We start from the raw sequence: 23,721 nt of genomic DNA on the forward strand, positions 1-23,721 counted from the left end.
TTAATTCACCCTTTCTAATTTTTCATGGCTTGCTGCAATTAATAAGTTTAGTTTGGCTAATGCTTTTCCAGAGTCAATGCTATGTGCCGCTAGTGTAATTCCTTCTTCAATCGTTTCTGCTCTTCCATTTGCAAAAAGGGCTAGACCTGCATTTAATAAAACAGTATCGCGATAGACACTCTTTTCTCCGCTTAATACTCCGAGCGTAATCTTTGCATTTTCTTTCGAATTCCCACCTCTAATTTCTTCATTTTTCACTCTTGAAAAACCATATTTTTCAGGCTCAATACTCATTTCGATTATTTCATTGTCTTTTAAAATAGCGACGCAGTTTTCTCCTTGTAATGATGCTTCATCTAAAAAGCCACTTCCGTTTACGACAAGCGCTTGTTTTCTTCCTAGTTTCTGTAATACTTGCGCAACTGGTAGTAACATATCTCGTTTATAAATGCCGACAAATTGTGTTTCTAAGTTAACAGGATTCGTTAAAGGGCCAATTAAGTTAAAGATCGTCGGAACGTTTAATTCTTTTCTTATTTTCATAATGCGTCTTAATGCTGGATGCATCGCTGGTGCGAATAAGAAGGCAATCCCTACATTTTCTAATAAGTAGTCAATTTCACCTGGCGTACAACTAATGTTTACACCGAGTTCTTCTAATAAATCAGCACTTCCTGTTTTACTAGAAACAGCGCGGTTTCCATGTTTCGCAACCTTTACACCAGCTCCGGCAAGTACAAATGCCGATGTTGTACTAATATTGAATGTTTGCGCACCGTCACCACCCGTTCCGCAATTGTCCATCGCGCCTTTTATATGATTTGAAAACGGTAATGCCTTTTCGCGAAGAGCACGAACGAGACCGTATATTTCTTCTGCTGTTTCGCCTTTCGCTTTCAGCAATACTAAGAAAGCTGCAACTTCACTTTCCAATATGTTGTCACTTAATAAAAGAAGTCCTGCTTCATACATTTCTTCTTCTGTTAAATGTTGTCCCTCTACTAATTTTCGAAGATAACTGTTCATACTCTCTCCTCCTCTTTCACTTCTGCTAAAAAGGCACGTATTAATTTTCCGCCTTCTTCTGTTGCAATTGATTCTGGGTGAAACTGTAATCCGAAGAGCGGATAATAGTTGTGACGAACTGCCATGATTTCTCCGTCATCCATCGCTGTCGCAAGTATGTCAAAACAATGCGGCAAACCATTTTGCGCTGCGACAAGTGAATGGTAACGCATTGCCGTTAGCGGCTGCGTAACGTACGAAAATATTGACGTTCCGTTATGTTTCACACGTGATGTTTTTCCGTGTTTAATGCGCTCTGCTCTAACAATTTCTCCTCCAAATGCGGATATGATTGCTTGATGGCCAAGGCAAATTCCTAAGATAGGAACGTTCTTATAAAAGTGACGAATAACATCGATACAAATTCCAGCATCTTCTGGTTTCCCTGGTCCTGGTGAGAGCACAATTCCTTTCGGCTTCATCTCCTCTAATTGTTCAATTGTTATTTGATCATTTCTTACGACGACGATGTTTTCTTCGTACTCGCCTAATAGTTGATACAAGTTATATGTGAAGGAATCATAGTTATCAATCAGTACAATCATTTCATAACCTCCAAAAGCGCTCTCGCTTTATTTAACGTTTCTTCATATTCAGCAACCGGGTCTGAATCGTAGACGATACCCGCTCCTGCCTGAACGTACGCTTTCTCGTCTTTTACAACCATCGTTCGAATTGCTAGCGCCATATCAAGATTTCCTGAGAATGAAATATATCCAACAGCTCCGGCATATACATTTCTTTTCTCATGCTCTAACGTATTAATAATTTCCATCGCCCTTATTTTCGGAGCACCTGATACTGTACCAGCTGGTAAACAATACGCTAATGCATCAAATCCACTCATTTGTTTTCGCAATGTTCCGTAAATTTCAGATACAATGTGCATAACGTGAGAGTATTTTTCTACTTTCATATATTTGTCTATCGTCACAGAGCCAATTTCACTTACTCTGCCAATATCGTTTCGTCCAAGGTCCACAAGCATCATATGTTCTGCTCGCTCTTTCTCATTTCCTAACAGTTCTTTTTCGATTTCCTCATCTTCCTGCTTCGTTTTCCCTCTCGGCCTCGTACCCGCAATTGGGTTTGTCATCACCTTATCGTCTCTTACTGATAGTAAACTTTCTGGCGAAGAACCGAGAACGACGTAACCTTGAAAATCGATATAGAACATATATGGTGATGGATTTGCAATTCGAAGTTTCCGGTATAATGCAAATGGATCTCCAATACATTCACTTTGCAAACGCTGGGATAATACAACTTGGAAAATATCTCCGGCCCGAATGTATTCTTTCGCTGTTTCTACCTTTTCGCAAAACTCTTTTTCCGTTATGGAAGAAGTAAATGATAACGATGATATTACTTCACTCACCTTCTCTTCTTCACCGTTTAACACATCCTCTTTGTACCTTTGCAATCTTTCGTATACTTCTTCATAAGAAGCTGACTCTTCTTGCCCGCATACATATACAAACGACAACTTTTGGCGTAAATGATCGTAAACGATAAACTCACGATACAGTAGTACGTGTACTTCTGGAATATTTAATGGGTCATGTAAGTCTACTCCTATATTTTCATACTGCCGAATTACGTCATAGCCGATATATCCAATCGCTCCTCCGCAAAACGGAAATGGACTCTCTACTTGTTCTGGTGCGATTACCTCTTCTAATACTTGCAATACGTTACCTTGCAATTTTTCTGTTTGCCCATACATCGTTCTTTCTACTTCTATACCGACGCTTTTCACTTCTCCATAAGGATTACACCCTAAGTAAGAATAGCGCCCTTTATCTTGATGAAGCTGTGAACTTTCTAGTAAAAACTTTTTCTTACCCTTCATACGTCTATATAAAGAAATTGGCGTAATGCTATCTCCTTCTTCTTCAGCGATTACTAAAAATGTTTTTCCTTGTTCTTTTTGCTTCATAAATTCCTCTTTTGTCATCATGCCTTTCACCTCACTCTGAAAAATAAAAAAAGTCCCCTACATATCGAAATATGTAGAGGACGATAAATTTACCGTGGTACCACCTCATGTTGGACGCAAAAGCATCCCGCTTTATTCAGGTACAAAATATATACCTTATCCTTGTAACGGCGGAACCCGGGTTGCCTACTGAAAACAATTGTTCAGCATACCTCTCGTAAGCCCATTCCGTATATGGCACCGTACCGGGCTCCCACCTGCTCCCGGCTCTCTGTAACGTCTCCAATATACGTACTCTTCTTACTTAAACGATTTCATTTATTTAATTTTTTATACACAAAAAGGGAGTACTCATCCTATAGAAAGGACGGGTACTCCCGTGGTGCCACCTTAATTCGTTACGAATGTAACGCACTTTGCCGTATCAAAAAATAATACGTGTCTCTTATATCGATGAGATCATGTCGCCAAAGCCTACTTCTTTCGTTTCGGTTTGGAAGCTCCGAAGCCCATTCCACATCAATTCCATACTGATTCGCACCAACCATCAGCTCTCTGACATGTTCATCATGTGTACTCTTCTTCATCAACGCTTGCATTTTTTTAAGTTGCACTCATTATATTCCTCTCTTTTCTAATAAGTCAATACTTTTTCCAAAAAAAAATATTTTTTCTTCATTCAATATTATATTGACAAAACAACCTGTTTTTATGTAAATATAATAAATACTCTATTAAAATTACGGTTTTTTGTCAGAAAATCATATATTACAAAAGCGAAACATTGTCAAAAAACGCTTACATTTCAGAAAATTCGTATTTCTGAATGGATTTTTCTGAATAATCATGATAGATTATAAATATGCATAACGCATCAAAAGACAAGACAAAAGGAAGGGGAACTACATGAGTACGCAGATGTTAACTTTAACTTCTATCTCTATTTACATGCTCGGGATGTTAGTAATCGGCTATTTCGCCTACAAACGAACGTCCAACTTAACAGATTATATGCTTGGCGGGCGTACACTAGGCCCCGCAGTAACAGCATTAAGTGCTGGAGCATCAGATATGAGCGGTTGGCTTTTAATGGGCTTACCCGGTGCAATGTTTAGCGTTGGATTAAGTAGTAGTTGGATTGCATTCGGCCTAACATTAGGCGCATACGCAAACTGGCTATATGTCGCTCCTCGCTTACGTACCTACTCTGAAATTGCAAACAACTCTATTACTATTCCAGAATTTTTGGAACACCGTTTCCACGACAAATCTCACATGCTACGCTTAGTATCCGGACTTGTTATTATGATTTTCTTTACTTTTTATGTAGCTTCAGGATTAGTTTCAGGCGCTGTATTATTTGAAAATTCATTTGGTATGAACTATCATTTTGGATTATTCATTGTAGCAGGCGTTGTTGTAGCTTACACATTATTTGGTGGTTTCTTAGCAGTAAGTTGGACAGACTTCGTGCAGGGAATCATTATGGTTGTTGCTCTTATTCTTGTTCCTATCGTAACAATTATGAATTCACACGGACTTGGACCTGCATTTGATACAATTCGATCGGTAGATCCAACACGTTTAGATATTTTTAAAGGTGCCTCTACTTTAGGAATGATTTCTTTATTCGCATGGGGCCTTGGTTATGTTGGACAACCTCATATTATCGTACGCTTTATGGCAATTTCGTCTGTAAAAGAAATTAAAAGCGCACGAAGAATTGGTATGAGCTGGATGATTTTCTCTGTTGTCGGAGCTATGTTTACTGGTCTTATTGGTATTGCTTACTATTCACAACAAGAGTTGACATTATCTAACCCAGAAACAATTTTCCTTGAACTAGGAAAAATTTTATTCCACCCACTTATTACTGGATTTTTATTAGCAGCTATTTTAGCAGCGATTATGAGTACAATCTCATCTCAGCTTCTTGTTACCTCTAGTGCTATAACAGAAGATTTATATCGTACATTCTTTAAACGCTCTGCTTCTGATAAAGAGCTTGTATTTGTCGGTCGTATGGCTGTACTTGTTATCGCCTTAGTTGGGTGTGCATTAGCGTTTAAACAAAATGATACGATTTTAGCTCTTGTTGGATACGCTTGGGCTGGATTTGGTTCTTCATTCGGACCTGCTATTTTATTAAGCTTATATTGGAAACGCATGACAAAATGGGGCGCGCTTGCTGGTATGATTTCAGGTGCCGCTACAGTAATTATTTGGACTCAATTCAAATTCTTAAAAGATTTCTTATATGAAATGATTCCTGGTTTCGCTATTAGTTTAATAGTAATCATAATTGTTAGTTTACTAACTAAACCTTCAAAAGACGTTGAAGAGCAATTTGAGAATTTCGAAAAACAACATAGTCATAATCTATAAAAAGAAAGCTCTGCTGTTATCATAACAGCAGAGCTTTCCTTTTATTAAAGTTCGACAATCTTCTTCTCAAATTTAACAAATTCTTTATGTTTCGTTAAATTTAACATAACACTACTCATTTATAGTATTAGTATCAGCACTTATACAGAAAGGGGACTCCAACATGTTAGCAGCTTTCCAGCGACAACATATAAGAAAATTTTCACCTATCACAAATACTTCTACTTCTTGTTTAAACATACAACCTAATCCACCCAAAATTTCTATTGCTCCTTCTGTTATTTCAGTCATCGGTGTTCATATGGAAAAAAATAAGTTGAAAGTGAGAACTGGACAAAGCACTGAGTTATCAGCTTCCGTTTTGCCAGTGCAAGCAACGAATAAAGAACTTATTTGGACAAATATGAATGCTGATGTCATCACAATGTATCCAAAAGGTGATACGGTAACGATTACTGGAAAAAGTGCAGGAAGAGCAGTCGTAATTGTTACAACTGCTGAGGGAAAATTTCGTGACCTATGCGTCATTCATGTACAACCTTATATGACAAATCCAAAGTAAAAGAGTGGCTTCATAGCCGCTCTTTTACTTTATTTCAATATGCTTATTTTTACTTTTTACGAGTTGGATAAATTGTTCCTTATCTTTTGGAGAAATAATTTCTGTTTTATATAAATCATAAACGATTTCAATTCGATCAAATGATAATGCATGAGCTGCTATTGGGTTTTTCGTATTTGAAATTTGTTTTATATCTCGTATAAATATGCGCTTTTTAACGAGACCTGATCTAATAGTAATCTCTTCTTCCCCTACAATATATTTTGTTGAAAACCAACTCCAACTAAACAGTATCGCTAATGGAATTGTAAAAAATAAAAGAAAGTAGTCTCTCCCTGCAAATATTGGAGCAAAACAGGCGCCTAAAACAATGAAAAAGATTGGATATAACCATGCATCTTTTTTTGATGGAAATTCCATTGCGCTCTCTCCTCTCTTGATTTAAGTCAATGAATCATCCTCCTTCTCTTATTAAAATGAAAGTAATATTGAAATAGGAGGACGACATATGAATGAACGAAAGTTTGCCTTATTTGCAGGCACTTCTCTTCTTATCATGGCATTCACTGCATTTTTTTCTTACGGTTTTGTTCACGGAAATCTCGTTGTACCAAGTAATGCGAGCACAACACTCCATAATATTCAAACTTCAAGTTCACTTTTCAAAGCAGAAATTTTCGGATGGATTATCATTTTTATTACGGATATTATCGCCTCATGGGCTCTTTATTTCTTTCTAAAGCCTATCCATGCTAGCCTCTCATTACTAGCTACCTGTCTTCGTCTTATGTATACAGCTATACTTGGGATTTCTATATTCAATTTAACATTTGTATTACTTCTTTCAAAAAGTACAGTTGCTAATTCAGAAACATATACAATGTTATTTCTAGAAGCTTTTGAATACATTTGGTCTGTAGGGTTAATCATTTTCGGCTTACATCTTTTCGTTTTAGGATATGTAACTTTTCTATCTAAACAAATACCGAAATTTATTAGTGTATTACTATTCATCGCTGCTATCGGTTATATCGTAATTCACGTCATGAATACAATGTTTTCACAATATGATGCGATGATTTCCATTCTTAACGTTGTCTTTCAATTACCGATGATCGCAGGTGAACTAGGATTTAGTATATGGCTATTGATTAGAGGTGGAAGAAACTCTACTATTTGAGTCGTTTCTTAATTCTACTTAATGATTCTGGCGTAATACCTAGATAACTTGCCAATTGATATTGAGGAACACGATTGATTAAATGAGGTCGTTTTTGTAATAATGATTTGTAGCGCTCTTCTGGTGTCGATGCAATAAATAATGTAAGTTCTTCTTGTACCTCACCAAAATTGTATTCTATCATTTGACGCGTCATTTCTTCTAACTGTGAATATTTCTTATACATGTCCTTTTCACAATACAGGTCGCCAACTACAACTAGGCAGTCTTCTAGACACGTTAATGTATGTGGGGATGATTTATCTTGTTTATGATGGTTGAAATTCGCGATTGCTTGTTCTTCTGTATAAAAATTTGATGTAACCTCTTTCCCTGTTTCATCTATACAATGTTGCCTCACGCATCCTTTTAATACAAAGTAACATTTAGACGGAACATCTCCTTGTCTTAGGAGTACTGTTCCTTTTTTATATTCTGCAATTTGTAATTCTTCCACGATTATACGCTGCTGCTCTTCACTTAATGTTGTATGCTTTATCATGTATTTCATTAAAATATCTTTCATTTGGTCTCCCCTTCTATATTTGTATGAGAAGCGTATGATGTAACTCCGCTATATATTATCTTTTTCATGCTATATGACGGGAATTCCCCCTATTAATCTGTTTTATTTTCTGCATGGAACAAAAAAAGAGAAGTTACCAATAACTTCTCTTTTCGTATATTAGAATAGGCTCGTTATAATTCCTGTGTATAAGCCGGTTCGTTCACTACATTTTTTGCTGTTCGTTTTTGTTGCTGTAGTAAGAAAACAGATACACCAAACAATACGAGCATGCTGCCGATAATTTGCATTGCACTTAATTTTTCCCCAAGTAAGAAGAACGCTAGTATAGATGCCCCAACTGGTTCTCCTAAAATACTCATTGAAATTGTTGTTGCATTTACGTAGTTTAATAGCCAGTTATTAATGACATGTGACACTGTCGGCACAATCGCAAGTAAAAGAAAAATAGTCCAGTCCCACTTCGTATAACCTGTAAAAGGTACTTGCAGCACGATATTATAAATCCCCATAAAAATACCTGCGAATGCAAAAACTGTAAAGCTATAAATCCAGTGTGATACTTTCTTTACTGTCGTTTGTCCGATAAATAAATAACCGACAACCGCTATTACACTTAAAAAGGATAATATATCTCCATAAATTGCTTGTTTACTTAAACCTAAATCTCCCCAACCAATACACATTACACCTAATATAGCGATACCCATCGTCGCAATGGCTGAATAGGTTGTTCTTTCTTTAAATAAGAAAAAACCTCCAATTAAAGATACGATCGGTTGAAGTGCTAAAATAATCGTCGAACTAGCAACTGTTGTATGCTTTAAAGATTCAAACCATAAAAGAAAATGAAGCGCTAAAAAGAATCCAGATCCAATTAAAAATCCCCAATCTTTTATTTGAATCTTATGGAACTCTTCCCGCTTTTTCCAAACGATTGGCAACATAATAAGTACGATAATCCATAATCGGTACATACTTAAAATAGAAGATGGTGCTGAGGACATCTTTACAAAAACTGCTGCGAATGAAATTGCTATAATAGAAATTGCTAATGGTAGTGCGATTGATTTTTCTTGTTTCAAACCCTGTCTCCCCTCTCACCTGTAAAAAATCCCACTTCATTATATCCGTTTTCTTTCATAACTTAAATACTAATTTTTTAGATTCTTCGTACCATTATGGTAAAATAGAAATTGAGGCACCTATTAGTGAATATTTCTTTCTTTTTCACTACAAGCGTCGCTCTTACAATCACAGTAAATTTTTATTTAGGGGGATATACATGAATCAAACAATAGGGAGAATTGAAGAAATTTCATTTTTTAGTACATCACTTCAAGAGGAACTTACACTTCTTGTTTATTTACCAGTAAATTACACACCTCTCCATAAGCATACGGTTGTTATTGCACAAGATGGTAGAGATTATTTTCAGCTTGGTAAAGCGCACCGTGTAATTGAGCGTCTTCGTGAAACTGAAGAAATCGACCGCACAATTATTGTCGGTATTCCATATAAAAATGTACACGATCGTAAAGAAAAATATTTCCCGAATGATGTAAAGAATGCTGCTTATATTCGTTTCCTTGCTCACGAGCTTGCTCCATATATTGATGAAAATTATCCAACGTATCAAATGGGTAAAGGACGCGTTTTAATTGGAGATTCTCTTGGCGGTACAGTTTCTTTCATGACTGCACTTATGTATCCGCATACATTCGGTAAAGTCGTTATGCAATCACCATTTGTTGATGAAACAGTTATGAACTTAGCAAAAGACTTCAAAGACCCACAGGCGTTAGAACTTTATCACGTCATTGGGACAGAAGAAACAGCTGTAAAGCGCACAGACGGACAAGTATCTGATTTCGTAGAACCAAATCGCGAGTTAAATAAACTTCTTACAGATAGAAATTTCATCACGCATTATGAAGAGTTTGAAGGGAATCACACTTGGAAGTATTGGCAAGCTGATTTACCGAAAGCTTTCTCTCATATTCTATCAATGAAATAATAGAGAGCAGTATTCAGAATAATTTGATATAATAGATAAAGAGATTTATTTTTCTCAAAATCTAACTAGACTTACAAAGGGAGGAATTGGAACATGAAATTAGGCATTGTAATTTTTCCATCAAAAATGATTCAAGATAAAGCGAACGGATTGCGTAAACGTTATGATCCGCACTACGCATTAGTTCCGCCACATATTACATTGAAAACACCCTTTGAGACGCAAGATGATCAACTAGAATCGATTGTAAACGAGTTACATACAATCGCAAGTAAAACGAACCCTTTCACCCTTCATGTTGGAAAAGTCGGTTCATTCGCACCTGTTAATAATGTCCTTTATTTTAAAGTAGAAAAAACACCTGAACTAACTTTCTTAAATGAAGAAATGCATAATGGTTTCTTTACACAAGAGCGTGAATACTCTTTCGTACCTCATTTAACAATCGGTCAAGACTTATCAGATGCAGAGCATGCTGATGTATTAGGTCGATTACGTATGAAAGATTTCTATTATGAACAACCAATCGATCGTTTCCACCTTCTATACCAATTAGAAAATGGAACGTGGACTGTACATGAAACATTCCACCTTGGAAAGGAGAACAACTAATTTGCACGCACAAATCGTACAAACGGACGAACAACTAAGAGATGCATTCTCTGTACGTAAGCAAGTATTTGTGAATGAGCAACGTGTTTCTGCAGAAGAAGAGTATGATGAGTTTGAAGAAATTTCAACACACGTTGTTATATATGATAATGATGTTCCAGTTGGTGCTGGTCGCTTCCGCATCGTTGATGGAGTTGGAAAGATGGAACGCATTTGCGTACTAGCTTCCCATCGCAAAAAAGGCATTGGCAAAATCATTATGGATGCACTTGAAGCATATGCGAAGGAAGAATCGCTACCAAAATTGAAACTTCATGCTCAAACGCACGCTGAAGATTTCTATAAAAAACTTGGGTATGTTACAAGTTCTGATGTATTTATGGAAGCCGATATCCCGCACGTCGTAATGATAAAAGAATTATAAATTTGTAGCAGGAGGTAGCCCCTCCTGTTTTTTACATTGCTATTTTCTTTTTCTTCCGCTAAAGTTAAATGTTGATGCTATAGTTTTGAAGGTGAATATATGACACAAGAAAAATTTTCACAAAAATCGTTAACACACGCTGATATTCCGCGTGCGACATATCATATTCCGAAAACATCTACCCATTTAATTATGGAAGAAGATGCAGATGCGGCGTATTTCCGCGCTCTCGAACAGCAAAATGTTTTTCTAAACGAAAAACAATTAGAAGCTGTGCGAACGACAGAAGGTCCTGTTCTTACATTGGCTGGTGCCGGAAGCGGAAAAACATCTGTTTTAACAACCCGCGTTGGTTATTTAGTAAATGTAAAACAAGTTCATCCACGGAATATTTTATTGCTTACATTTACACAAAAAGCAGCTGAAGAAATTCGAAGCCGTGTAGCGAATTTACCTGGTATGAATCATGCCGCAAGTAGCTATGTCGTTGCTGGTACATTCCACTCTGTCTTTTTAAAATTGCTTCGTAGTCAAGGATATAATCAGCAAATTTTAGCAAATGAAAAACATAAACAAATTATGATAAAGAAAATTTTGAAAGAATTACGCTTAAAAGACGCTTATGATGCCGAAACGATACTCGCTATGATTTCACTTGAGAAAAACAAATTGAATCGTCCGAAAGATGTAAAAGCGAAAACACCGGTTGAACAAGAGTTCAAAGAAGTATACGAACGTTTCGAAGAGGTAAAACAACGATACAATTATATCGATTTTGACGACATCTTATTAGAAATGTATTATCTGTTAGAAAATAACGCTCCCTTGCTTACTCAATTACAAGAGCGTTTTCATTACATTGAAGTAGATGAGTTTCAAGATACGTCATATGCACAATATGAAATTGTAAAATTGTTAGCCACGCCAAGAAATAATTTATTTATCGCAGGTGATGATGATCAAGCTATCTATGGCTGGCGAGGAGCAAGTCACCAAATTATTTTATCTTTCCCAAAGGAATTTGATAATACAACGATTATCGCGCTTAATACGAATTATCGATCCAATCCATTTATCGTTGGACTTGGAAATGAAGTTATCAAACTAAATCAAGAGCGTTTTGATAAAGAGCTATATTCTGTTCGTGAAGAGGGTGTACAACCATTTTACGCACGACCAGCTACAACTCTTGATGAAGCAAATCAAATTTTACAGCTCATTCAAGAAAAGGTAGATAGTGGTGAACGAAACTATAAAGATTTTTGTTTACTGTATCGCACACATTCTGTAAGCCGTTCGTTACTTGATCAGCTTACAATTCATAAAATCCCGTTTATTAAACACGGTGCGAGTCAATCATTTTACGAGCACTCTTTAATTAGACCTGTATTAGATCATTTACGACTCGTGATTGAACCGTTTCGTCTAGAATCTCTTTCTAACATATTGCCAACTATGTATATCGGCCGAGATGAGTGCATTTCCTTTATCGAACGTGAACAATGGAAATATGGTGAGGGCCGTTTCCCTTCTCTTCTTCATTTCTTATTATTAAATCCGAGCTTGAAACCTTTTCAAGTAAAAAAGGTAAATGAGCGCATTGATTTTATTAAATTTATAAAAGAATTAGAACCGAAAAAAGCATTAAAAGAAATTATTCATGGTAAAGGAAAATATTTAGAGTACTTACAAAGTAACGATCGTTCTTCCTTTACGATGCATAAAGACATACAAGAAGAAATGTTAGAAGAATTAATGGAGTCTGCAACTCGTTTCACCGATATTCCAGCTTATTTACAATTTATTAATGAAGCAATTCAAGGTCAAAAAGAAATGGAAGCATTAAAAACAATGCCGCAAAAAGATGCCGTATCACTTATGTCAATTCATAACGCGAAAGGCCTTGAGTTTCCATGCGTCTTTTTACTCGGAGCAAGCGATGGTATACTGCCACATACTTCTTCTTTAAAAGATGCCAATGACCGTGTGACGGAGACTTCTGAAGCATTAGAAGAAGAACGACGATTACTCTATGTCGCAATTACGCGTGCCAAAGAAGAACTTTACATTTCCTCCCCGCAATTTTTCAGAGGAAAGAAACTAGATATATCTCGTTTTTTATATACTGCGCGAAAAGATTTACCTGAAAAGACACCCATTAAATAAGGGTGTCTTTTTGCATATCACGTTATGTACATCCCCTCTATATAAATTCCCTGTTTCTATCCTGAGAATTAACGTAATATCAATCATATCCCGTTCATATTGTAATAGTGTATGTCAGAACTCACGATAAGGAGTGAACATAATGAGCTGCAATTGTAATGAAGATCATCATCACCATGATTGTGATTTCAACTGTGTATCTAATGTCGTTCGTTTTATACATGAACTACAAGAATGTGCAACTACAACATGCGGATCTGGTTGCGAAGTCCCATTTTTAGGAGCACATAACACTGCATCAGTAGCGAATACACGTCCTTTTATTTTATACACAAAAGCAGGAACGCCTTTTGAAGCATTTGCACCATCTGCAAGCCTTACTAGCTGCCAATCTCCAATTTTCCGTGTAGAGAGTATAGATGATGATGACTGTGCTGTATTGCGGGTATTAACTGTAGTATTAGGTGATGGTTCTTCTGTACCACCTAGTGACGATCCAATCTGTACATTTTTAGCTGTACCAAATGCAAGATTAGTATCAACCTCCTCTTGTATTACTGTTGATTTAAGTTGCTTCTGCGCTATTCAATGCTTACGCGATGTTTCTATATAAAACTGAATATTAGTTTAAGCATGGATTGGGTGGCAGATGATTCTGCCACCCAATCCATGCTTAAAAGGTATTATTATGTATTTTTTATAAAATTGGGAACTTGTCTAGAACATAGAACCTGTCCTTTTCATTAACTGAAAGTAGAAACAGATAAAGGAGTGAAAAACATGTTCTCTTCTGATTGCGAATTTAATAACATTGATTGTGAGGCGCAACCAGCTAGTACACTACCAGCCTTCGGTTTTGCTTTCAACGCTTCTGCACCTCAGTTCGCTTCATTATTCACACCATTGCTTTTACCTAGCGTCAGTCCAAACCCAAATATTACTGTTCCTGTAATAAACAATACAGTAAGTGTCGGAGATGGCATTCGAATTCAAGTAGCTGGTATTTATCAAATCAGTTATACATTAACAATTAGTCTTGATAATGTACCAACAGCACCAGAAGCTGGTCGTTTCTTCTTATCATTAGGTACACCGGCTAACATTATTCCTGGATCAGGTACAGCGGTTCGTTCTAATGTTATTGGTACTGGTGAAGTAGACGTATCCAGTGGTGTTATTCTTATTAACTTAAACCCTGGTGACTTAATTCAAATTGTACCAGTTGAACTGCTTGGAACTGTAGACATCCGTGCTGCAGCATTAACAGTTGCACAAATTAGCTAGTAAAAAGCGGTATTTCTCCTTTGAAATACCGCTTTTTATATGTATAATAAAAAACACTCACAGTAACATGAGTGTTTCATTCTTCATATTGTTTTATTATGTTCTTCTTTTTCCCGCAATTACATCCCTTTTTCTTCACAAACCCCTGTTGTTGCAATTGTTCTTGATATGCCTGTTGTTGCAATTGGTGTTGTTGCTGTATATGATACCACTGCTGTAGGTCATATGAATTTTGCCTTGGATTATTGCTCACAGCAAACATCTCCTCTACTGTCAATTCTGTCTATTTACTATATGAACAACTCTTTATTTCCGTTCCCTCATTCTTTTAAACTCCGCTTTTTCTCGTATTATGAAAATATATTATTCTCCCATAAAATATCCTGTAATCGTTTCAATGATTGCTGCTGCACCTGCAATAGCTAATAATGCAAGTAACGGTTCTGCAACGATAGGAATCCACTTATATAAAACTAATAAAAAAGCACTAACCCATACACCTGTACACCAATAACAGCTTAATAATTCGCCAACCCACTTTCTTAATCCTTTACCTTTTACTTTTGTAAAAGTTGATACACTTCCATCTGGCTCCGTAATCTCTAACTCATCAATAAACGGTCTTCGCAAAAAGGCTGTAATTTTATCATAAACAATTAAACGAGTGAGCCTAAAAGCAGCTAACGCGAAAATAAAAAATAAAAGCCAGCTTGTAAACAGCATGATTCCACCTTCCCTTATCTTCTTTCGCCTATTTAAAAAAAAAGCTCTTGAGATTGTGACCAAATCTCCCCCACTCCAATATCTTATTAATGTAAATACAAACAAGAAGATAAGGAGTGACATTAATGAGTTGTAACGAAAATAAACACCATAGCTCTTCACATTGTGTAGTTGACGTTGTAAAATTCATCAATGAACTACAAGATTGTTCTACTACTACGTGTGGATCTGGTTGTGAAATCCCGTTTTTAGGAGCACACAATAGTGCTGCAGTAGCGAATACACGTCCTTTTATTTTATACACAAAAGCTGGAACGCCTTTTGAAGCTTTCGCACCATCTGCAAGCCTAGTTAGCTGCCAATCTCCAATTTTCCGTGTGGAAAGTGTAGATGATGATAGCTGCGCTGTACTAAGAGTACTAACTGTAGTATTAGGTGATGGTACTTCTGTACCGCCTGGAGATAATCCAATTTGTACGTTTTTAGCTGTACCCAATGCTAAATTAATAGCGACACCTACTTGCATCACTGTTGATTTAAGCTGTTTCTGTGCGATCCAGTGCTTACGCGACGTTTCTATCTAATAAATGAAGTGAACTAAAAAACTATTGGGGTGGTAGAAGCTTTCTACCACCTTTACATATTTAAAATCCGGCCATATCAATCGATTTGATGTCTTCTATAGATAACCTAATATCTCTCATACTATTTGGTGGCATAATAGCTACAATTCCATTACGATACGAGATGATCGATCCAATATAAGAAACGGTAGTCGTTTTTATTCTGCACCTTACTTTCGGAATGTAATGAGGGCGGTTTAATAAAAAATGAATTTTTTCATCATTATTCATATCTTTGAATGATTTATTGTACGGGACCGTTCTCACCTGCTCTTGCTCTTCTTGTTCTGCGTGTTCTTCTTTTTCCTCTTCTTCTACTTGCTGATCTTGTTGTTGTTCTATTACCTCTTCCACCGCACTACTTACAACATTTTCGTTTCTATTACTTTCCTCTTTCCGATCCTCATTTTCAAAGTTTGTTAAGATAATCCTTTTTATCTTCGGTGCAGCAAGCTCCAAATTTACTTGCGCAATATATAACAACGGTTTTCCAACTGTTGAACTTTTATTTTTATTCTTCACACTCGTCCCTCCCACTTCCATACGTAGCTGAATAAATCGTGTACTATTATAGTTATATTCATAATGTGGTAAGAACTTTCGTTAAAAATCGTTCTTTCTAAGAACAAATAAAAAGGACAATCTCAACATTTAGAGATTGTCCTTTAAAAATTAATATTATATTTATCCTAGGATATGATACCCTGAATCAACGTGAATGTTTTCTCCTGTTACGCCGCGTGCTAAATCACTGAATAAGAACACTGCTGTATCGCCAACTTCTTCTGGAGTTGTTGTACGACGAAGTGGTGCGCGCTCCTCAATTTCTCTTAAGATTGAATTAAAGTCACCTACACCTTTCGCAGATAACGTACGAATTGGTCCTGCAGAAATAGCGTTAACGCGAATGCCATGTTGGCCTAAATCGTTCGCTAAATATTTCACGCTCGCTTCTAATGAAGCTTTCGCAACACCCATAACGTTATAGTTTTTCACAACGCGCTCTCCGCCAAGGTATGTTAAAGTTAAAATATTCCCGCCCTCTGTCATTACTTTCTTCGCTTCTCTTGCTACGGCTGTTAAAGAGAATGCACTAATATTTTGTGCAAGTAAAAATCCATCGCGAGAAGTATCTACAAATTCGCCTTTTAAATCGTCACGATTTGCAAAAGCAATACAGTGTGCAACACCGTGAATTGTGCCAACTTCTTGCTTAATCGTTTCAAAGCAAGCTGTCAGTTCTTCATCATTCGTTACATCACAAGGTAATACAAGCGATTCTTGTCCTTCTAATGTGTCCGCTAATTCACGAACGTTTCTTTCTAAACGTTCTCCTGCATATGTGAAGATTAATTTTGCACCTGCATTATGCAAAGAGCGAGCAATTCCCCATGCAATACTTCTTTGGTTCGCAACGCCCATAACAACAAATGTTTTCCCTTGTAATAGTTCCATGATATATCCTCCCAGAAATACTTATACTTGTTATTAGTACCTGATACTATAATTATAGTAACATAAAACCGCTTAAAGGCAAACAAAAAAGTCATTAACATAAATTTGTTAATGACTTTTTGTTTCTATAAAAAAACGCTCTAATCCTTCTTCCCAAGAAGACATTTTTGCAAAACCATTTAACCTGAGCATACTATGTTGAAAGATAGAATATTTTGGCCTTGCAGCCGCCGATCCAAATTCTTTGGTTGAAACAGGTAATACATTTACTTTCATATTTGCATACAAAAATATTTTTTGAGCAAATTCAAACCAAGAACATGAGCCTCTATTTGATACATGATACGTACCGTATAAAGAAGTATGAATGAGCTTATTAATAATCACATTTAAATCTGCCACATACGTAGGAGAACCGATTTGATCCGCTACAACAGATAGTTCTTCTCTTTCCTTACCTAATCGCATCATCGTTTTCACAAAATTATTTCCATACTTACCATATAGCCACGACGTACGAACGATAAAATATTTATTATGTAACTCTTTGACGAACTGCTCCCCCGCATACTTAGAAGCACCGTATATATTTATCGGCGCTGGACTATAAAATTCATCGTATCCATCCGGTCTGTCGCCTTGAAATACATAATCAGTACTAATATAAACTAACTTTGCTCCTACTAATTGTGAAGCAACCGCTATATTTCGAGCTCCTATTGCATTGATTAAATAAGCAAGATCCTGTTCTTTCTCAGCATGATCAACTTTCGTATACGCTGCACAATGAATAATTATATGTGGATTTATTTCTTGTACCACTTGCTGAACTCGGGATATATTTGTTACATCTAGTAACTTTTTATCAAATGGATATATGTCATATTCTTCAGGATTTAACTCTTCTTGCAGTTGCTTTCCCAATTGACCATTTGCTCCTGTTATGATAACCCGCTCTTTCATTTACATGCCCCTTACTGTTACTGTTCTTTTAGTGGTTTCCACCATTCCTTATTCTTTTCATACCAATGCACCGTCTCTTGTAATCCTTGTTCGAACGTATACTTCGGTTCCCAATCAAATTCGTTCTTCATTTTCTCTGCATCAATCGCATAACGGCGATCGTGCCCTAAACGGTCCGCAACATATTCAATGTCTTTTTTTGTTTTTCCTAAGAGGGTAATAATTTGTTGCACAACTTCTACATTTGTTTTTTCGTTATTTCCACCTATGTTATATACCTCTCCTACACGTCCCTTATGCAAAACAATATCAATCGCACGACAATGATCTGTTACATGTAACCAGTCTCTTATATTTAAGCCATCACCATATAACGGTAGTTTTTTTCCTTCCAGTGCATTCGTAACCATTAATGGAATTAATTTTTCAGGATATTGGTACGGTCCATAATTATTGGAACAACGCGTTACTATAACTGGTAATTGATATGTTTTATAATAAGATAAGGCTATCACGTCGGCGCTCGCCTTACTTGAAGAATACGGACTATTTGGTGCTAACGGGGTTTCCTCGGTAAACTTTCCTGTTTTCCCTAAAGAACCGTATACTTCATCTGTTGATACTTGCACGAACTTAATATGCGGATACTTTTTCACTAATTCTAATAAAGTGACTGTCCCGATTACATTCGTATCGTAAAAGGGAATCGGATTTTCAATACTACGGTCCACATGTGATTCAGCTGCAAAATTAACAATTACTTGCACATCACGCTCTTTAATAACATGCTCCAGCAGCTCTCCATTTTGAATTTTTCCTTTTACAAAAGAGTAATTAGAATGCTCTTGAATAGACTTTACATTATTCAAATTCCCGCTATATGTTAATGCATCGAAATTAATGATTTTATATGTTTCATAGCTTTGCAGCATGTAATGAACAAAATTACTTCCAATAAATCCAGCTCCACCTGTTACTAATATATTCATAAACAACTCTCCTACTTAAAAACTATCTTCATATTCCTGAAGTGATGGTAATATTCGATCCTTATCAGATAAGATAGGATTTGTTACCGGCCATGGAATTGCTAATTCTTTATCCTCCCAAAGTAATCCCGAGTCATGCTGTGCACTATAATACTCATCTACTTTATACATAACAATAGTATGTGGAACAAGCGTACAAAACCCGTGCGCAAATCCTTTTGGCACCAATAATTGCCTGTGGTTATCCGCACTTAAAATATACCCTTTCCACTGTTTAAATGTTGGTGATTCTTTTCGTAAGTCCACGATAACATCATAAATTGCCCCTTGCATAACTTGAATGAGTTTCGTTTGTGCTTTCGGATTTTTTTGAAAGTGTAATCCTCGAATCGTTCCTGCCTGTGCTGAATAAGATACGTTATCTTGTACAAATGAATACGTAATCCCTAATGTTTCTAGCACCTTCTTATTATAACTCTCTGTAAAAAAGCCACGCTCATCTCCAAATAGCCTCGGTTCTAACAATTTTGCATCGGTAAAGTTTGTTTCTACAACTTTCATATTTTCACCTATTCTCCGTTAAACTGTTTCCCAAAGTTTATATCTCGGGCTAACGCATTCGCCCTTTGAAGAGAAGCATGAGTTCCCGCATCCGTCCACCAGCCGCTCATTTCGTTATAAGTAAGTACCCCTCGTTTTAAATACCAATTATTTATATCTGTAATTTCAAGTTCTCCCCTTGCGGAAGGTTTTAATTCTTTTATATAAGTAAAAACTTTCGAATCATATAAATAAATTCCCGTAACAGCATAGGAACTTTTCGGTTCCGTCGGCTTTTCTTCAATTTCAATTATTTTTTTGTTTTGAATATGTGCTACACCAAATCGTTCAGGATCTTCTACAGATTGAAGCAGTACTTTTGCACCTTCTTTTTGCTTTGTAAACACTTCAACATACGGACGAATATCATCTGAAAAAATATTATCTCCTAATATAACTACCATGCGATCGTCCCCAATAAAATCTTCACAAAGCCCTAACGCTTGTGCAATTCCGCCCGCCTTATCTTGCACACGATACGTAAAGGACACACCAAATTCGTGACCACTTCCTAAAAAGCTAACAACATCTCCCATATGCTCTTTACCTGTAATTATCATAATATCTGTAATCTCGCATTGTTTTAGCTTATATACCGCATGATAAATCATCGGATACCGTCCAACAGGAAGCAAATGTTTATTCGTTACTTTCGTTATTGGATATAGTCTCGATCCAGTACCACCTGCTAAAATAATTCCTTTCACCCTGCATCTCTCCCTTACGATGGAGATAATATATCTTTATAATGTTCTACAAACACTTTCCGGTACTTCTCGTATATATCCGCATCAAATTCATCTCCGTTGTAATGAATACACCATAGATTTGCTTGATTAGGAATCCCTACTAAATAACCAGCCCTTTGAAACTCTAAAGACTGTGACACATCATAAAAGTGGAATCCTTGAAACAAATCTTCGCGCCACGGAATATCAAACTGCGTTGCCATTAGTAAACCATCAATTGCCTGAACTGACATAAATGACTTATTTCCATAATACCCCTGGTCTAAATTTAATAATTGATAATTCTGTCTCCTGTACTCAATCACTTTCCCTACTAAATTTTTCCCTTCCCACCATATCCCATTACTCGGTAAAAATTGAGCACCAGCTACTCCAATTAAACCAAGCTTTTCATTATCTTTAAAAAGGGCAATGAGTGTATAAAACATCTCCCGATTAATAAGATAAGTATCTTGATGTATATATACTTTATACTTCGCCGGATATGAAAGTACTCGGTTGTACGCACTTGCCATACTTTTTGCATCTCGTATCGGAAAAATTTGCACAACATAACCAGGGGGAACAAAAAGGTTTCGTATTTGTCTCTCGCATTGTTCAAATAGCTCTTCATTATTTATACAAACAACGACTAATATTGTATGATCTTTCATTTTGTAGCCCCTCTATTCTTCCTTATTCACATCTGACATATAGTTCTCTACAAATACTTTTCTATATTTTTCATAGTTTGTCATATTCACATCGAAATGATAATGAATACACCAAGCATCGCGCTGTACAGGTACACCGACTGTATATCCTGCTTTTTTAAATTCAAATGATTGAGATACATCGTAAAAGTCAAATCCGTCAAATATGTCTTCTCGCCACGGGATATCATATTGTGTCGCCATTAACAAACCGTCAATACATTCAACAGGAATAAACGTCTTTGATTCATGAAATGGTTGCTCTAAACTTGCCATATAAAACAAATCGTTCATATAACCAATGACTTTCCCGACAATCCCACGCCCTTCGTTCCATATACCAGTTGGAGGAACATATTGCGATCCAACCATCCCAATCATTCCAAGATGTTCATGTTCCTCAAATAATTGAATTAATCCGTATAGAAAGGCTGCATTTATAATAAATACATCTTGGTGTAAATACACTTTATACTTCGCTGGATGTGAAATGGCTTGATTGTATCCGCTCGTCATACTTTTTGCATTTCGAATCGGCATAAATTGTATAGCATACCCAGGAGGTACTGCCAATTTCAATATATGTCGCGCACATTGTGCATACAATTTCCGATCATTTATACACGTAACAAATAATATTGTTTTTTCGGCAGTACTCATACTTGTGATTTTTCTGCTTCAATAATATATTGAAACACAACTGTCTCAGCCATGAAGCCACTTCCAAGACGATATTTTTTACAAACTTCATATAACTCTTCAATAAGTGGCTCATACATTTTATGGTCAATATATACACGATCTACTTTACTAATAGAATATCCTGCTTTTAAAAACATTCTTAGCATTTCATTAAAAGTAAAGAAACGAACGTGTGTTTTATCTAGTAAGCCATATTCTGTATACGTCCAATTTCCTGCGAGTAAGGGAGCTAATACTGAAATGTGAGCAACATTTGGTATACTAGCTAAAATTACACCGTTTTGTTTTATATATGGTTTTACTTTTTCTATTACAGCCCACGGATCGAATAAATGCTCTAATACATCACCAAATATGACGCAATCAAATTGGCCCTCCTCATACGGCATATCCATTGTCTCTATATCGCCTAAAACAACATGATCTAGCTTTTCTTTTGCTTTTTCCGCTGCTTCTGAAAATGCCTCAACTCCTGATACACGTGTACCATTTTCTTTTATAGCCGCTCCTAATGCACCGCTCGAGCAACCAATATCAAGAACTTCTTTCCATTCCTTTTTTATATGCTTCAATAAATTTGGATTCGCTGCATTATAATAAAAATCAGATTTTTCTTCATATAAAGAACTTTTTTCCCGATTCATTTCACACGCTCCTTATATAAATTGAATTTGAAATATACATCTCATATGAACAAAATACATTTTTCAACCAATATCATCCCTGCCGATACTCTAATATATAGCCAATCTATCATTATTAGAATAGTGACAAGTTATTTCCTAAAAATAGCATGCATTACACCTTATATTGTTTATCAAAAACACCCCGAAAATATTTACGGTTATATTCGATTGCAGCATTATTCGGAACATAAGAAGCTGCTAATTCATTGTAATAATAAGCTTTGTCTTGCTCTCCTAACTTGCTATAGCAAATACACATTTGCAAATATGGAAGCCATGTGTAGCTAGCTGGACTGTGAAATGGACTATCCGCTGCTAGTGGTACTTCCGTTGCTAGTTTAAACCAAAAGATCGCCTCATTATATTTTTGTTGTTCCATATATATATATCCTATTCTTGTACAATTCTCTCCTCTAGGGATATCGTACCGAAACGACTTTACACAAGATTCAATTGCCTTCTCCCACATTCCGAGCTTTGCATAACAATCCCCTAACTTACCGCATGCGTAAATTTTCTCTTCATGCCATCCTTCGTCTTGATTTAGAAATGTTTCATAGAGAAGAACCGCATCGTTGAATTTTTCGTTATCCATAGACTCATTCGCGTAATAAAACAAATCTCTTGGACTCAATTCCTCTCCCGCCATTACAGTATTTTGAAAAATCTTCAAATTACGATCCGTCACTTCTTTTTCCTTTTTATGTGTAATAGCAACGTTACTATTATAGATTTCACCGGAAACAGCTAAATACTCATGTACCTTACCAAACCATTGAAACTGTTTTTCACGTTTTACAAGTCGATATCTTCTTGTGCAATATAAAGGCTTCCCATTAGAATCCATTACAAGGTGATACGGCATCGAAACAGCATCCACATTAAAATCTAATTCTCCTTTTAATTGTTTCAATGCTTCTTGAGCATCTTCTAATAATACGTCATCTGCATCTAGCCATAATATATATTCTTGCGTCGCTTTTGAAAAAGAAAAATTTCTCGCAGCCGCAAAATCATCAATCCACTGAAAATCATATATGTTAGAAGTATATCGCTCTACAATTTCTTTCGTTCGATCAACGGAACCTGTATCAACTATTACGATTTCATCAACGATTTCTTCTACCGCTTCCAAACATCGGGCTATTGTCTTTTCCTCATCTCGAACTATCATACATAAACTAATTGTAATGCTTTGCTTGTTCAATATAATCACCTTCTTCCAACTCAATCATATGTTATACAAATACAAAACTTTCCACTTTTTTATATTGTTCAAGTTATTTTAGATTTCTTTTCAATAATTCAAATGTCCGTGTCATTTTCTTACGAGTTTGCAT

At 36.2% G+C, this 23,721-nt stretch carries 28 protein-coding genes and 2 other annotated features; of the genes, 10 read left to right on the plus strand and 18 right to left on the minus strand.

The features are described 5' to 3' along the window. Genes trpD through trpE form a run of 3 tightly spaced genes read right to left on the minus strand, consistent with a single transcriptional unit; the run spans position 1 to position 3,025 of the window. Entirely contained in the window at positions 1 to 1,026 is a 1,026-nt protein-coding gene (gene trpD / locus Q3V31_RS05125) for an anthranilate phosphoribosyltransferase (protein WP_001089855.1), read from the minus strand. Then, complete coding sequence (locus Q3V31_RS05130) at positions 1,023 to 1,610, minus strand: anthranilate synthase component II (protein ID WP_000636357.1); 588 nt, start codon at positions 1,608 to 1,610, stop codon at positions 1,023 to 1,025. The genes trpD and Q3V31_RS05130 overlap by 4 nt, the downstream gene beginning before the upstream one ends. Then, positions 1,607 to 3,025, minus strand: coding sequence for an anthranilate synthase component I (gene trpE, locus Q3V31_RS05135; RefSeq protein WP_329762605.1), 1,419 nt, complete (start codon positions 3,023 to 3,025; stop codon positions 1,607 to 1,609). Before trpE ends, Q3V31_RS05130 begins: the two co-directional genes overlap by 4 nt. Positions 3,026 to 3,077: 52 nt before the next feature. Beyond that, positions 3,078 to 3,322, minus strand: a binding site (T-box leader). 42 nt (positions 3,323 to 3,364) lie between these two features. Further along, positions 3,365 to 3,603 (minus strand) — a binding site (T-box leader). Positions 3,604 to 3,910: 307 nt separating this feature from the next. Here trpE and putP point away from each other — a divergent pair. Together putP and Q3V31_RS05145 are read left to right on the plus strand one after the other, a co-directional pair. Further along, complete coding sequence (putP, locus tag Q3V31_RS05140) at positions 3,911 to 5,389, plus strand: sodium/proline symporter PutP (protein WP_000107196.1); 1,479 nt, start codon at positions 3,911 to 3,913, stop codon at positions 5,387 to 5,389. 163 nt (positions 5,390 to 5,552) lie between these two features. After that, the gene (locus Q3V31_RS05145) at positions 5,553 to 5,951 is read left to right on the plus strand and encodes an Ig-like domain-containing protein (protein ID WP_000878741.1); all 399 of its coding nucleotides are present in this window, start codon (positions 5,553 to 5,555) and stop codon (positions 5,949 to 5,951) included. Between the two features lie 24 nt (positions 5,952 to 5,975). Here the strand turns inward: Q3V31_RS05145 and Q3V31_RS05150 are convergent, their stop codons facing one another. Beyond that, on the minus strand, positions 5,976 to 6,371 hold the full coding sequence (locus Q3V31_RS05150; RefSeq protein ID WP_000395631.1) for a PH domain-containing protein: 396 nt from the start codon (positions 6,369 to 6,371) through the stop codon (positions 5,976 to 5,978). A gap of 88 nt (positions 6,372 to 6,459) precedes the next feature. Here Q3V31_RS05150 and Q3V31_RS05155 point away from each other — a divergent pair, with 88 nt between their 5' ends. Then, positions 6,460 to 7,131 carry a DUF4386 domain-containing protein gene (locus Q3V31_RS05155; RefSeq protein WP_071735075.1) on the plus strand — a complete coding sequence of 224 codons (672 nt, stop codon included), beginning with the start codon at positions 6,460 to 6,462 and terminating at the stop codon, positions 7,129 to 7,131. Here the strand turns inward: Q3V31_RS05155 and Q3V31_RS05160 are convergent. Together Q3V31_RS05160 and Q3V31_RS05165 are read right to left on the minus strand one after the other, a co-directional pair. Beyond that, positions 7,124 to 7,696, minus strand: coding sequence for a Crp/Fnr family transcriptional regulator (locus tag Q3V31_RS05160; protein WP_097871576.1), 573 nt, complete (start codon positions 7,694 to 7,696; stop codon positions 7,124 to 7,126). The genes Q3V31_RS05155 and Q3V31_RS05160 overlap by 8 nt on opposite strands. Positions 7,697 to 7,869: 173 nt before the next feature. Further along, positions 7,870 to 8,781 carry a DMT family transporter gene (locus tag Q3V31_RS05165; protein WP_000806932.1) on the minus strand — a complete coding sequence of 304 codons (912 nt, stop codon included), beginning with the start codon at positions 8,779 to 8,781 and terminating at the stop codon, positions 7,870 to 7,872. A gap of 200 nt (positions 8,782 to 8,981) precedes the next feature. Between Q3V31_RS05165 and Q3V31_RS05170 the strand changes: the two genes are divergently transcribed. The 6 genes from Q3V31_RS05170 (at position 8,982) to exsF (ending at position 14,199) form a co-directional block, all read left to right on the plus strand. Next, on the plus strand, positions 8,982 to 9,713 hold the full coding sequence (locus tag Q3V31_RS05170) for an alpha/beta hydrolase (protein ID WP_001076836.1): 732 nt from the start codon (positions 8,982 to 8,984) through the stop codon (positions 9,711 to 9,713). Positions 9,714 to 9,806: 93 nt separating this feature from the next. Continuing rightward, positions 9,807 to 10,325, plus strand: a complete 519-nt coding sequence (locus tag Q3V31_RS05175) for a YjcG family protein (protein ID WP_000765866.1) — start codon at positions 9,807 to 9,809, stop codon at positions 10,323 to 10,325. Between the two features lies 1 nt (position 10,326). Continuing rightward, complete coding sequence (locus Q3V31_RS05180) at positions 10,327 to 10,749, plus strand: GNAT family N-acetyltransferase (RefSeq protein ID WP_000543289.1); 423 nt, start codon at positions 10,327 to 10,329, stop codon at positions 10,747 to 10,749. Positions 10,750 to 10,848: 99 nt separating this feature from the next. Next, the gene (locus Q3V31_RS05185) at positions 10,849 to 12,915 is read left to right on the plus strand and encodes an ATP-dependent helicase (protein WP_000191184.1); all 2,067 of its coding nucleotides are present in this window, start codon (positions 10,849 to 10,851) and stop codon (positions 12,913 to 12,915) included. Positions 12,916 to 13,057: 142 nt separating this feature from the next. Beyond that, positions 13,058 to 13,528 carry a spore coat protein CotY gene (gene cotY / locus Q3V31_RS05190; protein ID WP_097871574.1) on the plus strand — a complete coding sequence of 157 codons (471 nt, stop codon included), beginning with the start codon at positions 13,058 to 13,060 and terminating at the stop codon, positions 13,526 to 13,528. A gap of 167 nt (positions 13,529 to 13,695) precedes the next feature. Beyond that, positions 13,696 to 14,199, plus strand: coding sequence for an exosporium protein ExsF (exsF, locus tag Q3V31_RS05195; RefSeq protein WP_097871572.1), 504 nt, complete (start codon positions 13,696 to 13,698; stop codon positions 14,197 to 14,199). A gap of 76 nt (positions 14,200 to 14,275) precedes the next feature. Here the strand turns inward: exsF and Q3V31_RS05200 are convergent, their stop codons facing one another. Beyond that, the gene (locus Q3V31_RS05200) at positions 14,276 to 14,461 is read right to left on the minus strand and encodes a hypothetical protein (protein ID WP_033656535.1); all 186 of its coding nucleotides are present in this window, start codon (positions 14,459 to 14,461) and stop codon (positions 14,276 to 14,278) included. A 101-nt stretch (positions 14,462 to 14,562) separates the two neighbouring features. Continuing rightward, a complete protein-coding gene (locus tag Q3V31_RS05205; protein ID WP_097810098.1) occupies positions 14,563 to 14,922 on the minus strand; it encodes a DUF1360 domain-containing protein in 360 nt (119 codons plus the stop codon). 125 nt (positions 14,923 to 15,047) lie between these two features. Here Q3V31_RS05205 and Q3V31_RS05210 point away from each other — a divergent pair, with 125 nt between their 5' ends. Then, a complete protein-coding gene (locus Q3V31_RS05210) occupies positions 15,048 to 15,506 on the plus strand; it encodes a CotY/CotZ family spore coat protein (RefSeq protein ID WP_097871570.1) in 459 nt (152 codons plus the stop codon). 60 nt (positions 15,507 to 15,566) lie between these two features. Here the strand turns inward: Q3V31_RS05210 and Q3V31_RS05215 are convergent, their stop codons facing one another. The 10 genes from Q3V31_RS05215 to Q3V31_RS05260 form a co-directional block, all read right to left on the minus strand. Next, on the minus strand, positions 15,567 to 16,088 hold the full coding sequence (locus tag Q3V31_RS05215) for a spore coat CotO family protein (RefSeq protein WP_097871568.1): 522 nt from the start codon (positions 16,086 to 16,088) through the stop codon (positions 15,567 to 15,569). 141 nt (positions 16,089 to 16,229) lie between these two features. Beyond that, positions 16,230 to 17,000 carry an enoyl-ACP reductase FabI gene (gene fabI / locus Q3V31_RS05220; RefSeq protein WP_000421885.1) on the minus strand — a complete coding sequence of 257 codons (771 nt, stop codon included), beginning with the start codon at positions 16,998 to 17,000 and terminating at the stop codon, positions 16,230 to 16,232. A 108-nt stretch (positions 17,001 to 17,108) separates the two neighbouring features. Further along, positions 17,109 to 17,963 carry a dTDP-4-dehydrorhamnose reductase gene (gene rfbD, locus Q3V31_RS05225; protein WP_097871566.1) on the minus strand — a complete coding sequence of 285 codons (855 nt, stop codon included), beginning with the start codon at positions 17,961 to 17,963 and terminating at the stop codon, positions 17,109 to 17,111. A 17-nt stretch (positions 17,964 to 17,980) separates the two neighbouring features. Next, positions 17,981 to 18,952 carry a dTDP-glucose 4,6-dehydratase gene (gene rfbB / locus Q3V31_RS05230; RefSeq protein WP_001024152.1) on the minus strand — a complete coding sequence of 324 codons (972 nt, stop codon included), beginning with the start codon at positions 18,950 to 18,952 and terminating at the stop codon, positions 17,981 to 17,983. 15 nt (positions 18,953 to 18,967) lie between these two features. Then, positions 18,968 to 19,513 carry a dTDP-4-dehydrorhamnose 3,5-epimerase gene (gene rfbC / locus Q3V31_RS05235; RefSeq protein WP_000869428.1) on the minus strand — a complete coding sequence of 182 codons (546 nt, stop codon included), beginning with the start codon at positions 19,511 to 19,513 and terminating at the stop codon, positions 18,968 to 18,970. Positions 19,514 to 19,521: 8 nt separating this feature from the next. Further along, the gene (locus Q3V31_RS05240) at positions 19,522 to 20,259 is read right to left on the minus strand and encodes a sugar phosphate nucleotidyltransferase (RefSeq protein WP_000676170.1); all 738 of its coding nucleotides are present in this window, start codon (positions 20,257 to 20,259) and stop codon (positions 19,522 to 19,524) included. A gap of 14 nt (positions 20,260 to 20,273) precedes the next feature. Continuing rightward, entirely contained in the window at positions 20,274 to 20,954 is a 681-nt protein-coding gene (locus tag Q3V31_RS05245; RefSeq protein ID WP_000651516.1) for a glycosyltransferase family protein, read from the minus strand. 12 nt (positions 20,955 to 20,966) lie between these two features. Next, the gene (locus tag Q3V31_RS05250) at positions 20,967 to 21,653 is read right to left on the minus strand and encodes a glycosyltransferase family protein (protein WP_000100687.1); all 687 of its coding nucleotides are present in this window, start codon (positions 21,651 to 21,653) and stop codon (positions 20,967 to 20,969) included. Then, positions 21,650 to 22,339, minus strand: a complete 690-nt coding sequence (locus Q3V31_RS05255) for a class I SAM-dependent methyltransferase (RefSeq protein WP_001078422.1) — start codon at positions 22,337 to 22,339, stop codon at positions 21,650 to 21,652. Before Q3V31_RS05255 ends, Q3V31_RS05250 begins: the two co-directional genes overlap by 4 nt. Before the next feature lie 154 nt (positions 22,340 to 22,493). Beyond that, positions 22,494 to 23,591 carry a glycosyltransferase gene (locus tag Q3V31_RS05260; protein ID WP_097810152.1) on the minus strand — a complete coding sequence of 366 codons (1,098 nt, stop codon included), beginning with the start codon at positions 23,589 to 23,591 and terminating at the stop codon, positions 22,494 to 22,496. Between the last annotated feature and the right edge of the window lie 130 nt (positions 23,592 to 23,721).

It is taken from the genome of Bacillus nitratireducens (assembly GCF_036320425.1).
In the GTDB taxonomy this organism is placed as follows: Bacteria; Bacillota; Bacilli; order Bacillales; family Bacillaceae_G; genus Bacillus_A; species Bacillus_A nitratireducens.